This window comes from Mesorhizobium sp. NZP2077 (assembly GCF_013170805.1).
Classification (GTDB): domain Bacteria; phylum Pseudomonadota; class Alphaproteobacteria; order Rhizobiales; family Rhizobiaceae; genus Mesorhizobium.
Window position 1 is genome coordinate 198,572 of record NZ_CP051294.1, and the last position, 12,184, is coordinate 210,755.

General features: G+C 60.3%; 12 protein-coding genes and 1 pseudogene. 6 read left to right on the forward strand and 7 right to left on the reverse strand.

Features of this window, described 5'->3' with window-relative positions:
- Nucleotides 1-228: 228 nt before the first annotated feature.
- A pseudogene (locus HGP13_RS36805) lies at nt 229-931 on the forward strand (IS6 family transposase).
- A gap of 447 nt (nt 932-1,378) precedes the next feature.
- Here the strand turns inward: HGP13_RS36805 and HGP13_RS36810 are convergent.
- Nucleotides 1,379-2,566 (reverse strand): M20 aminoacylase family protein, encoded by a 1,188-nt coding sequence (locus tag HGP13_RS36810; RefSeq protein WP_172235135.1) that lies wholly within the window; start codon nt 2,564-2,566, stop codon nt 1,379-1,381.
- A gap of 130 nt (nt 2,567-2,696) precedes the next feature.
- Between HGP13_RS36810 and HGP13_RS36815 the strand changes: the two genes are divergently transcribed.
- The 3 genes from HGP13_RS36815 to HGP13_RS36825 all read left to right on the forward strand — a co-directional run bounded on the left by HGP13_RS36815 (nt 2,697) and on the right by HGP13_RS36825 (nt 4,179).
- On the forward strand, nt 2,697-3,134 hold the full coding sequence (locus HGP13_RS36815) for a transposase (RefSeq protein ID WP_172235136.1): 438 nt from the start codon (nt 2,697-2,699) through the stop codon (nt 3,132-3,134).
- Nucleotides 3,131-3,481, forward strand: a complete 351-nt coding sequence (tnpB, locus tag HGP13_RS36820) for an IS66 family insertion sequence element accessory protein TnpB (protein ID WP_172235137.1) — start codon at nt 3,131-3,133, stop codon at nt 3,479-3,481. Before HGP13_RS36815 ends, tnpB begins: the two co-directional genes overlap by 4 nt.
- A 71-nt stretch (nt 3,482-3,552) precedes the next feature.
- The gene (locus tag HGP13_RS36825; protein ID WP_172235138.1) at nt 3,553-4,179 is read left to right on the forward strand and encodes an IS66 family transposase zinc-finger binding domain-containing protein; all 627 of its coding nucleotides are present in this window, start codon (nt 3,553-3,555) and stop codon (nt 4,177-4,179) included.
- A gap of 381 nt (nt 4,180-4,560) precedes the next feature.
- Here HGP13_RS36825 and HGP13_RS36830 read toward each other — a convergent pair whose 3' ends face one another.
- The 5 genes from HGP13_RS36830 to HGP13_RS36850 form a co-directional block, all read right to left on the reverse strand.
- Nucleotides 4,561-5,760: an IS91 family transposase gene (locus tag HGP13_RS36830; protein ID WP_172235052.1), complete on the reverse strand. Its 1,200-nt coding sequence runs from the start codon at nt 5,758-5,760 to the stop codon at nt 4,561-4,563.
- A 10-nt stretch (nt 5,761-5,770) separates the two neighbouring features.
- Complete coding sequence (locus HGP13_RS36835) at nt 5,771-6,652, reverse strand: tyrosine-type recombinase/integrase (RefSeq protein ID WP_172235051.1); 882 nt, start codon at nt 6,650-6,652, stop codon at nt 5,771-5,773.
- 265 nt (nt 6,653-6,917) lie between these two features.
- Entirely contained in the window at nt 6,918-7,913 is a 996-nt protein-coding gene (locus tag HGP13_RS36840; protein ID WP_172235139.1) for a tyrosine-type recombinase/integrase, read from the reverse strand.
- Nucleotides 7,906-8,856, reverse strand: coding sequence for a tyrosine-type recombinase/integrase (locus HGP13_RS36845; RefSeq protein ID WP_172235140.1), 951 nt, complete (start codon nt 8,854-8,856; stop codon nt 7,906-7,908). Before HGP13_RS36845 ends, HGP13_RS36840 begins: the two co-directional genes overlap by 8 nt.
- Complete coding sequence (locus HGP13_RS36850) at nt 8,853-10,085, reverse strand: tyrosine-type recombinase/integrase (RefSeq protein WP_172235141.1); 1,233 nt, start codon at nt 10,083-10,085, stop codon at nt 8,853-8,855. Before HGP13_RS36850 ends, HGP13_RS36845 begins: the two co-directional genes overlap by 4 nt.
- Before the next feature lie 44 nt (nt 10,086-10,129).
- Between HGP13_RS36850 and HGP13_RS36855 the strand changes: the two genes are divergently transcribed.
- Complete coding sequence (locus HGP13_RS36855) at nt 10,130-11,197, forward strand: IS66 family transposase (protein WP_281411011.1); 1,068 nt, start codon at nt 10,130-10,132, stop codon at nt 11,195-11,197.
- On the forward strand, nt 11,194-11,790 hold the full coding sequence (locus HGP13_RS36860) for a UPF0149 family protein (RefSeq protein ID WP_172235142.1): 597 nt from the start codon (nt 11,194-11,196) through the stop codon (nt 11,788-11,790). Before HGP13_RS36855 ends, HGP13_RS36860 begins: the two co-directional genes overlap by 4 nt.
- A 200-nt stretch (nt 11,791-11,990) precedes the next feature.
- Here the strand turns inward: HGP13_RS36860 and HGP13_RS36865 are convergent, their stop codons facing one another.
- Nucleotides 11,991-12,140, reverse strand: coding sequence for a hypothetical protein (locus HGP13_RS36865; RefSeq protein ID WP_172235143.1), 150 nt, complete (start codon nt 12,138-12,140; stop codon nt 11,991-11,993).
- Between the last annotated feature and the right edge of the window lie 44 nt (nt 12,141-12,184).

Consider the following 12,184-nt stretch of genomic DNA (forward strand, 5'->3'; position numbering starts at 1 on the left):
GCGGGTCCATAAGCCCGTTCGTGGGCGGCAGTCGCTCACCCGAAAGCCTAACTAAATCGCAGACTTCGATGCGTCGATAGCGATCAAAGTGGCTCCCCGGCCGCAATGCACGCTTCAAAAACGGGATGGGAGTGGCGAAACATTCAGTCTTAAAAGGGCTGCACCAGCACTCGGGGCGGTGGCGTCGCCTTATCCGGCTGGTGCGGATCCGTAGGATAGTCTACCTGCATGATTGAAGACTCGCCCGCCCGCTACAAACGTCACCTATTTCCTACCGAGATCATCGCGCACGCGGCATGGCTCTACTATCGGTTTCCACTGAGCCTGCGCGACGTCGAAGACCTGCTTGCCGAGCGCGGTATCGTTTCAGACAGTCTGGGAGTGGGCGGAAAAGTTCGGCCTCAAGTTCGCCATCAACTGCGGCAACGGTCCCGCGGTCACTTTGCCGACAAGTGCACCTCGACGAGATGGTCGTGTCCATCAAGGGAAAGAAGTTCTGGCTGTGGCGTGCCGTCGATGCCAATAGCTACCTTCTCGACGCTATTCTCCAAAACCGCAGAAACAGGGGGGCCGCTCTTTGGCTGATGCGCAAGCTTCTAAGCGCCAGGGCGTCCCGCCGCGGGTGATGGTGACCGAAAAGCTGCGCTCGTACTCCACCGCAAGGGCCGAGTTGATGCCGGGCGTCGAGCACCGTTCGCACAAAGGGCTCAACAATCGCGCCGTGAACTGTCATCTTGCTCTGCGGCGACGAGAGTGGCGCATGATGCGCTTCAAATCGGCACGAAAATGCCAACGTTTCGTCTCAACCCACAGTCAGATTGCCAATCTCTTCCACATTCACCGAAACTATCTCACTGTCGCCGATCATCGCCAACTTCGCGCACATGCTATTGCGAGTTGGCAAAAGATTGCCTTGTCAGCTTCTGCTTGAAGGAAAGTCCATATGCCCTCTTCCCGAGTCGAGCTCCGTCAAGGCGACGCCACCTTTCAGTATCTCGACGAGACAAACGCATGTGGCCATTCCAGCCCGAGTCGCTGGCGCATGACTTGACCGCGTTGTTTCCAACGCGCGCGTACCGTTTCCTGACGAATCGGGCAGGCCGGAATGTTCCAGCATGAAACGCGTCCGGCTTTTGATCGGAATGCTGTCTGGCAAACCGTCGGAATCTGCAGTCCGGATGTTGCCGGTGCGAAAGTGACCGGTCTCGATTAGCAATCGACAATCGTCGCCTTACGAGGGTCGGCTGAGCATCATGCATACTGCCTAATGCGTGGTCTCAGCCGCAGCCAAGCTCACGCTCACCAGCTTCTTCCGCTTGACAACCAGGAACGTGCACCTCCGTGCGGCATCCATTTGACGCACAACCCATGCATCTCCTTACTGCTGGGTCGTAGGTTTGTAAGGCAGAAGGGTCTCCACGAGCTTAACCCACCAGCCGATACCGTAAGGCAATGCTTCATCATTAAAATCAAATTTCGGATGGTGAAAATCCGCGCTCGGTCCATTACCAATGAAGATATAAGCACCGGGCCTCTCCTGAAGCATATAGGAGAAGTCCTCAGCGCCAACTTCTTCTCGAATGTTGTCATTCACGGACGCATCACCGACTAGATCGCGTGCTGCCGCGACGGCCAGTTTGGTTTGCTGTGGATAGTTGAAGGTCGCCGGCACTGAGCGCATGTACTTGAATTCGATTTCCGCGCCATAGCCTTGAGCAATTCCAGCTGCAATGACAGGTATCTGCTTTTCTGCGAAATCTTGGAGGCTGGCTCCCAACGCTCTGACCGTCCCCGATATTTCAGCCTGGTCAGGAATGACGTTATATGCCTTCGCAGCGCTCATCTTTGTGACGGACAAAGTAAGCGTTTCTCGAGGGTCAATTTTCCGGGAAACCAACGATTGGAGACCAAGAATGATATGTGCAGCTATCACAACCGGGTCCACGGTGAGATGAGGATCGCATGGATGTCCTCCTTTGCCTTTTACAACTATGTCGAAATCGTCCTGCGAACCCATTGCAGCACCAGGGCGAATGCCAAATTCACCAATTTTGAAACCCGGGTGGATGTGCATCCCGTAGACTTGGGATATGCCGAACCGATCGATGATTCCCTCCTGAACCATCCTCAGGGCGCCTGAAGGCAGTTCCACCTCTTCGGCAGGTTGGAATATCAAGGCAACGGTGCCTTTGAAGTTTCGGGTCGAGGCAAGATGTTTCGCAGCGCCTAACAGCATTGCGGTATGGCCATCATGACCGCATGCGTGCATAATACCAAGGTTTTTCGATGACCATGGCGCGTTTGTTTCTTCAATGATCGGCAGCGCATCCATGTCCGCCCTCAATCCAATTGTCGGTCCTTCGCCCCCTTCGCCTTGGATTAGCGCCACGATGCCGGTTTCAGCGATGCCGGTCTCGATGTGGTTGATGCCGAATGAAGCCAGCTTTTCCGCCACAAATCTTGCGGTGTTCTCCAACCGGTAGTCCAGCTCCGGATTTTCATGGAGATACCGACGCCACTCAGTCACCTCGCTCTGCAGCCCCCGGAAGGTTTCGATGCTGGTCATGCTGTGTTTGCCTTTCGGATCAATTCTGCCAGACGCCGGACAGGATAGGTCCGGCTATTGGAAGCCTTCTTGAGTAAGCGGTGCACCAAGGCACCTTGCAATAGGCCGATGAACATGGAGTTTTCGCGCCATGACATTGGAACATGCAGAGGGCGATTTGGTCGCCGAGTTAAGCGGTGCGGCGGCGGCCGAAGACCGTGCAACAGTGATTGGGCGCGCGCGGCAACGAAGGCTGTGGAGCTGCACTGAGAAGCGCGCGTTGGTCGACCTGGCGAGCGCGGCGGGGTCGTCGGTGACCGAAGTCGCGCAGGCTTTCGGCGTAGCCCCATCACAGCTCTATGCCTGGCGCAAGCAGATGGCCGGCGGCGAGCCTGATGCCGATCAGGCGATGGCGACCTTCGCGCGGATCGAGGTGAGCGATCTGCCCGAGGTTGAACGCCCCGTCGCCGATTGTCCGGACCCGGCCGGCAGGATCGTCGTGGCCTTTCCGAACGGCGCGCGATTGCGGATCGACGGGATCGTCGATCCGACAGCGCTACGTATCGTCCTGACGGAGTTGACCAGGTGATCACGGTGGTGCCGACCGACCGGATTTACCTTTGCTGCGGTGAGACCGATATGCGCCGCGGGATCAACAGCCTGGCACGCATGGTGCAGCAGGTGCTCGCGCTCAATCCGCACACTGGCGCGATCTTCTGCTTCCGTGGACGCAAGGGTCATATCATCAAGATTCTGGCGCATGACGACCAGGGGTTCTGCCTTTTTACAAAACGGCTTTCCGAGGGTTGTTTCGCCTGGCCAACCACCAAGGATCAGGTCGCCGTGTCGCTCACCAAGGCGCAGCTTTCGCTGCTTCTGGACGGGATCGACTGGCGCCGGCCGAGCAAGATTTATCGACCGCGTCTGGCTGGCTGATTTTGACGTTTCTCATTGATTTTGTGTCGATTCTGCTTCCGTAAAGAAGCTCTTTCGGGTATGTAATTTGGGTGTCGGAACAGACCCCCTCAATCGCTGATTTCCTCGCCCGGATCGCCCTTCTGGAGGCGGCCGTTTCTGCCCGTGACATCACCATCGCCGAGCGGGATGAGCAACTGCGAAGGGAGCGCGCCGAGGCCGCACTTCGCATCCAGCGCCTGCAGCTGCGGATCGATCGCTTCAACCGCAAGGCCTTCGGCCGCTCGTCCGAGAAGCTGGGCCAGATGCTGCTCGAACTCGAAGATCTCGAGACAGATTTTGCCGCCGGCGTGCCCGATATCGAGCTGCCCATCGTCGCCGACACCGACAAGGTCCGGGTGTTGCCGGTGCGCAAGCTCAACCCGAACCTGCCGCGAAAGAGGATCGTTCGCGAGCCGTCTTGCGCATGCTGTCCGGGCTGCGGCGGCGATCTGCGCGCCATGGGCGAAGATAGCGAGGAGATGCTCGATCTGGTCGCCCAGGCCTGGCAGGTGATGGAGACCATTCGACCCAAGTACAGCTGCCGGGCCTGCGATAAAATCATCCAGGCGCCGGCACCAGCCAATGCCATTGCACGCGGCAAACTCAGCTATGCCGCGCTCGCCCATATCATGATGGCGAAGTGGGGTTATCATCTACCCTTCTACCGTTTATGTTGATGTCAACATAATGCAGAGCGTTTTTAGCTTGGCGTCGCGCAGAAAGGCGGCTGGCGAGAGCGCGCTGTGGTGGATCGCGACGGTGAGCTAAAAACGTGTTGGACTAAGCCGCGGGCACAGGTGGCCGCTATGGGCGTTCAATTGAGGCCGTGCCCATGAACCGGCATGGCGTGGGCGCGGATGCGGTCGTGGACGCGGCGATTGCAGGGGTCGGTGCGCCGAAAGCGGCACGGATATCGGTTGCGGCAAGGTGAGGACCGGCGCCGCGCCCTGCCGGGAGAGGCTGCCCGGGGGTGACGGCGCGCACCTTCGCGGGACCGGCTCGGTTTTGCGGCCGAACGGCCCGGGCGATACGGTGACGACGAAAGCTGAGCGCTTCTTTCATGATGTATCCCGGTATGGCGGGGGTCCGGTGACGCCGTCGAACGTTTCGATGACGATCATCCGCCCCTGATGACAGGCCGGGCATTGCCGGAGGGAATGCCCGGTAAGGTCCTCGTAGCGGTCGCGGTAGTCCTTCGCCGAGCAGCTGTTCGACGCCTCTGGAGCCGGCATGCCGAGCAGGTCGCGGCAGTGGGCGAGCTTTTGCGCGCGATGGCGATTGCCGAGGAAGCCGTAATAGCGGATGCGATGGAAGCCGTCGGGCAGGACATGCAGCAGGAAGCGGCGCATGAACTCGTCGGCCGAGACGGTCATGACCTTTTGCCGATTGCCGTGCCGATAGTCCTTCCAGCGGAAACGAACGGTGCCATCCTCGATGGCGACGAGGCGATTGTTGGAAATGGCGACGCGGTGCGTATAGCGGCCGACGTAGTCGAGGACCTGTTCGGGTCCGGCGAAGGGCGGCTTGGCGAAGATCACCCACTCGGCCTTTCGAAGGGGCGCCAGATAGCGCCGGAAGGCGTCGCGCTCGCTCAAGGCCTGCAAGCTAGAGAAGAACTTCAACTGGCCGGCCGCGAAGGCTTTCTCCAGGTGCTCCAGAAACAAGCGTCGGAACAGGCGTGAGAGCACCCGGACCGGCAGGAAGAAGCCGGGTTTGCAGGCAATCCATCGCGTGCCGTCGGCAGAAAGGCCACCGCCTGGGACGACGCAGTGCAGGTGGGGATGGTGCAGCAAGTTCTGGCCCCAGGTGTGCAGCACGGCGAAGAAGCCGATCTCGGCACCCAGGTGTTTGGGATCGGCGGCAATGGTGCGCAGTGTCTCGGCGGTGGCGCGGAAGAGCAGACCGTAGACGAGCGCCTTGTTCTGATAGGCGATGGCGGCAATGTCACCCGGCAGCGTGAAGACGACGTGGAAGTACTGTGTGTCGAGAAGCTCGGCGCGACGGTCCTCCAGCCATTGCGCGCGGGCCAGCGATTGGCAGCGGGGACAATGTCTGTCGCGGCAGCTGTTGAAGGCGATGCGCTGGTGGCCGCATTGATCGCACTGCTCGATATGCCCGCCGAGCGCGGCGGTGCGGCAGAGTTCGATCGCCGTCATGACGCGACGCTGCGCGGTGCTGAGCGACGCGTCATGCTGCACGCGATAGGCTTCGCCATAGCGGCGGAATATATCCGCCACCTCCGGCCCCGAGCGGGCCATCGGCTTGAGCTCAGAAGTACTGAGGCTTGGCCGGCGGCGGCGGGGTGGGGGCCGGACGCGGTAAGAGCTCGTACGGGCTCGACGTGGCGCAGACCTTGTTGGTGGCAATCCGCAGGTAATGGGCGGTGGTCGCGAGGCTGCGGTGACCGAGCAGCAGTTGAATGGTGCGCACGTCGGCGCCGGCCTCCAATAGATGGACGGCAAAGGCGTGCCGCAGGCTGTGCGGCGTGACCGGTTTGGGCAAGCGGGAGAGGTCGCGCGCTTTCGCGCAGGCTTGTCCCACCGCATCCCTGGTGATCGGCTGGCCGGCGCGATCGCCGGGGAAGAGCCTCGCCTCTGGCCGGCACACCTTCCAATAGCTGCGCAGGATCTCCAGCAGCTTGGGCGACAGCATCACGTAGCGGTCCTTCTGGCCTTTGCCCTGCTCGACGCGGATGACCATTCTCTGGCTGTCGATGTCCGTGGTCTTCAGCTGAACCGCCTCCGAGATGCGCAAGCCGGCGGCATAGCAGGTGGTCAGGATGGCGTGGTGTTTGACGTTGAGGACGCAGCCGAGGAATTGCTGAACTTCCTCGGGGCTGAGGATGATCGGCAGCTTCTGCGGCTTCTTGGGAAACGGGAGGACCTCTTCAGGCGCCCAGTCCCTTTCGAGCGTCACACTGTAGAGAAAGCGCAGCGCAGCGATGGCGGTGTGGATCGAACCGGACGCCAGCTTCTTCTCGTTGGTCAGATAGACCTGATAGGTCCGAATGTCCTCGCGCCCGAGCACGTCCGGCGACTTGCCGAAGTGGCGGGCGAACAGCGACACCTGTTGCAGATAGGAGAGCTGGGTGTTGAGCGCGAAGTTGCGCACCTGCATGTCCTCGCTCATGCGTTGCCGAAGTTGGGTCATGACAAGCTCCTTTGTCCGATGGAATGGGCTGCAAGCAGCCACCCCATGCTCGCGCAGTTGGAGCTCCTATTGAACGCCTGACCGGCACGACAGAGGACGCCATCAAGACCGCGCCGTCGGCGTACACCCCCCTTGCCGCTCCGCCGTGGCGGAGCGGGTTAGTCCAAACGGTAAGATGTTGCGCAGAGGATTATGCTGCGGAGGCTCCATTTCCTCCCTGATTTCAGGCAATCTGGAGTAATCTCCGCAACATAATTTATTGGACTCAAATAGCGTTTAGGAACGCCATCACGCCCTTGTTCTCTTTCCACGGCCTTTCCGGTCGCGGAGCGGCGGCGCTGCAGAGTGCCATCGCTTTCGCTTTCATCTCGAGATCGATCTCGGCGTAGATGTTGGTGGTCTCAAGGCTTACATGTCCGAGCCATGCACGGATGGTGTTAAGGTCGACACCCGCCTGCAGCAGATGGCAGGCGCATGTATGGCGGATCACGTGGGGTGTGATCGGCCTTGCAGCGAGCGATGGCACCTGTGCCGCACATCGCTCGACAAGCCGATAAACTCCGAACCGCGTATATCGTTTGCGATGGCGGCTGAGGAAGACGGGCTCGCAGGTTTCCCGTCCCTGAATGAGCTCGCCGAGCGTATCCTCTGTGCGCGCCCACAGTGGGCATTGGCGGATTTTGTTGCCTTTGCCGTGAAGAGTGACGAGCGCATGATTATCGCCGCGCCGACTGATCTGAAGATCGCCGACCTCTAATCTCGTGGCTTCCGAGACCCGCGCTCCCGTGTTGTAGAGGAAGAGCAACAGGGCATGCTCGGCCTGGCCGCGTAGGGTTTGGCGGTCGGGAACCGTTACAAGCGCTTCCATTTCGTCCCTGCTCATCCACGAGACCGGCTGCGGCGCGGCCTTCTTTGTCGTGATGGCACGGATCTGCGCGCACCAGGCAAGATGAGCTGGGTCACGGCTGGCGACAAAGCGCGCGAAGGATCGGATCGCCGTCAGACGTTGGTTTCGGGTCTGTACCGAGCAACTGCGGCTCTCCTCAAGATGAGCAAGGAACTGCAGTATGAGTGCCGGAGTAATATCTTCGACATTCAGACGATCCGCTGATTTGCGGATCTTTGTACTGATAAATGGCAGCAGCAGCGTGAAGCTGTCGCGATAGCTCATTTGCGTATTGCGGGCGAGACGGCGTTCAGTGAAGATGTAATCAGCCAGAAAGCGCCGAAGCCAAGGGCCGAGTGTACGAAGATCACGCATGGTGTCCTCCGTTGACGTAGCGGTCGAAGCAGGCCGATGCTTCGTGTAACAGTTCCGGTGTCATCGACAGGTAGACGCTTGTGCCGTCCAGGTCGGCGTGACCGAGATATGTCGAGAGTGCTGGTAGCAGCCGTTGCACATCTGCGCCGTCGCGATACCAGGACGTCAGCCGATGGACGGCTGCAGTATGCCTCAGGGCGTGGAGACACGGGGCGCGTCGGCCATCATCCTTATGGTCGATTCCGACATGCTTGAGTAGCCGTTTGAATGCATGATCGACATTGTGTTTCCTTACCTGCGTTCCGTCGCGGTTTGCGAGAAAGGCGGACGCCATTCCTTCTGGCAGGGGGCGATCGGCACGGAGTTCGGCATAACGTCTAAGGGCACCGGCAAGTTGAGGCGCTACAGGAACGAGACGGCTCTTGTAGAATTTGGTGTTCCTCACCGTCAGGATGGCGTCCGCAAGCTCGACATCCTTCATGGTCAGATGGAGCGCTTCGCTGGTTCGCAGCCCCGCGCCATACAGGATCAAGAGCAACATATGGAAGGTCTCGGCGTCGAGCCGGATACTGCGCTTGCGGCTAATGCCAATGCTTCCAAACAGACGCTGCAGTTCCTCACGGGAGTAGATGTAAGAGGGCGCTGATTGCGGCTCCCGCGGCTCTTCGTCCGCCGGCGGCAACGGCGAGGCGACAGCATAACCGCGACTGATCGCATAACGGTAAAAACCGGCGAGAGTGCCATATTTGTTCGCGCGGCAACGCGTGAGCGGACCGGTTCCAGCGAGAAAGCGGCGCGCATCGCTTTCGGTAACCGCATCGCAGCACGCGTGCTCGGGGAAGTTCTTGCAAAATTGGTACAATGTCCTTGCGCTGGTGATAAATCGCGCGCCATGGGCGCGCCGCCATACGACATAGTGGTCGACCGCTTCACGAAGAATCATAGGAGGCCTCCCAGATCGATCTCCGCAACCTCGCGAAGAACATTGAGATTGACCTTGGCGTAGATCGCGGTGGCCCTCGTGCTTCGATGACCGAGATAGTCTCCGACCGCCTTCATCGATAAACCTTGATCCAGGAGATGTTGGGCCGCGGCATGGCGTAACGCATGTGGGCCGCGGCGCTTGCCTGTGATTCCGAGATCATTGAGACGAGTAAAGACGATCCCCTTAATTACCCCGCGGGTAAGCGGCCTAATCGGGGCTTTCATCGTCAGGAACAGTGTCCGTTCAGGGTGCGCGGGTCGAACCTCGCGCAAGTAACGCAGGATCGCTTGCCCCACATCTGGTGACAGCGGATAGAGATGGGTGCGTCCGGGCTTGGGGCAGCGTACCCGCAACATCTCCTGCTGCCAGTCTAAGTCTCCCAGCTGCAGGCCGCTGACTTCTCCGGCACGCAGACCGTAGGTGATCAGCAGCATCAGGATAGCGCGGGCGCGTATCTCGTGGGGATGGTTTCCTTCTGTGGTAGCGAGTAGACGGGTGACCTCGTCCCGGTTCAATCCCTTCGGAATTGTCTCGCCCGGATAGCGCCGTGGCGGCATGATCCCGTCGGCCAATCCCGGTCTGCACCAAGCCTGCTGCTCGGCGAACCGGATGAACCTACGAAGTTGTTGAGCATAGAGATGGGCGGTTGAACGATTAAAACCGCGCGCATGATAACGCGCGATAAACTGATCGAAGTAGGATATCCCTGCCGACGATAGATCGACGCCTGTTTCATCCAGCCAAACGAAAAAGCTGTCGACCGTTCGACAACAATCATCGATCGTCTTCTTCGCCCATCCGCGTTCGGAGGCCATGCGCGTGGCAAAGATAGCAACCTCGCGCGTATGGGAGTGGAACATAGCCCGCGGCTCAAACCAGCCCATAAAGCGCATCCACCGCTCAGCGTGCCCGAAGAAGCGCCGACCTGCGCGAGATCGTGACTTGCGTTCCGCGGGTGAGGACCACCGCCGGAGCGCGTTCTCGATCTTGGACAAGTTCGAACTGTCGTTGTCGTGCAAATCGAGAATGCGCACCAAATCCCACTGGTGGTATGCGATCTTCCGCAATGTCTCGATCTTAATGCCGAGACGCTCGCAATGCGAAAGATACTGAAGCCGCTCCTTCTGCAATGGGGCGGAACGATAGCGCGCGATCGTGCGCGGTTGTCCAAATAGAATTTCAAACATGATCCGAGTCTCCTTGTTGTTGGAGCCCTGATCATGCCACCGGCTTGGCTTCAGAAAATTATGTTGCGGAGATTACTTCAAATTGTCTGAAATCTGGGAGGAAATGGAGCCTCCGCAGCATAATCCTCTGCGCAACATCTTACCGTCAGACACAGATGATGGCCGCCAAGGGCGTCGATATCGAGCGATCCACCCTTGCGCGCAGCGCCGGCTACGCCGCCGCCTTGCTCGATCCGATCTACAATCGCATCCGCGAGATCGGCCGTACCCGCACCAAGATTCACACCGACGACACGCGGCTTCCGATCCTGGCGCCCGGCACCGGCAAGACGCACAAGGGCGCGCTCTGGGTTTACGTCGCCGACGACCGCAACTCAGGCTCGCAGGAGCCGCCGATCGCCTGGTATCGCGCCACCATGGGACGCGCCGGCGAGAGCGTGATGACCGAGCTCGCCGGATTTGCCGGCACGCTCCAGGCCGACGGTTTCAGCGGCTATAACCAGATCTACAAGGGCGGCGCCATTCGAGAAGCTGCCTGCCTGGCCCATCTGCGTCGCAAGATATTCGACGTTCACGACAGCCAGCCGACCGAACTCAGCACGACGGCGATGGCCGGTATCCAGGCGATCTACCGGATCGAGGAAGAGATACGGGGGCTCCCGCCCGCCGAGCGATTGGCCGCACGACGAAGGCGGACCCGCCCCCTGGTCCGGGCGCTGCGACGACAGCTCATGCGCCAGGGCAACGGTTTGTCGCGCCATGCCGATATCGCGAAGGCCTTCGCCTATGGCGCCAGGCGATGGCGCGCGTTCAACCGCTTCCTATACGATGGCCGGCTCGAGCCCGACAACCTGATCGCGGAGCGGGCGATTCGTGGATTTACGGTTGGCCGGCGCAATTGGCTTTTCTCGGGCAACTTCGCCGCGGCAGAGCGGTCCGCGGTCGTGCTCAGCATCATTGAGACCTGCAAGCTGTGCGGCGTCGATGCCGAAGCCTACATGGCCGATGTCACCGAGCGCATCCAGAACGACTGGCCAGCCTCGCGCTGGGACGAGCTGATGCCATGGAATTGGGGGCGCCGCCAAGAGATGCCGCTCCCCTTGGCGGCATGAGCGCGATCGATGACATGGCGCTGTCGGACGAGGCGCTCGAGGCCTGGATGGCCGCCAAGACCGCCCCCCGCCCGTTGGTGCGGACCATATCGGCGCTGGATGGCTTCGTAACGGCGGCGGTCACCGGGCCCCGGTTCGCGGACCCGCAAGACTGGATGTGCCCGCTCATGGGGTTGCCGCGCGACGTCCTGGCCAAAGGCTCTGCAACCGATCACGCGGTGTTTGCCAGCCTCGCCAGGATCCACAACCGGATCAACGAGACGCTGTTCGACAGACCGCAGGATTATGCGCCCCGGTTCGCCACCAAGCCCAGCGGCAGCATCGACCCCCGGCCGTGGTGCCAGGGCTTCCACACGGCCATGAATCTCAACATCAAACGCTGGAAACGGCTACTCGACCTCGACAACCCCAACCACGGCCTGCTGCTGCCGATCCTGATCTACTGCGTGGACAAAAAGGGCAGGCCCGTCCTCGGCAAGCCCCGACCGGGGCCTGAGACCGCGCACTTCATCGAGCACGAGGCCTACAAAGACATCGCCCTCGTCATCCCCGCCCTCCGCGAACTCCACTACGTCACCCACTACCATCAGTGATCGGCGCCGGCGCGCGCCGGCCAACGAGCGACCTACCATCGACGAGCCACAAGACGATTTTGGCCAAGGTGCCTTGGTGCATCGCTTACCTTCTTGAGGAAGATTCAGCGCTACATCGGCGCGCACACTGCGCTCACACAGGCACTGACGTTGCAAAGTCGGTTATTTCGATCGCAGAGACTCTCAACTTCAGACGACAGCTAACGGCGCCGGGCGCTCGCGCGTCGGCGGAGCCACCGGCGACCGGCCACCATCGCTACAACCGTGAGCGCGGCGGCGATGTAGAGCATCTCGGTGGTGCCGTCGCCTCCATCTGGAGCCACGCCGAAAATCCGCTCGATAAAATCCATGTGTTTCTCCTTCCTGAGATGAATAAGCTATCGGTATGCCTTCA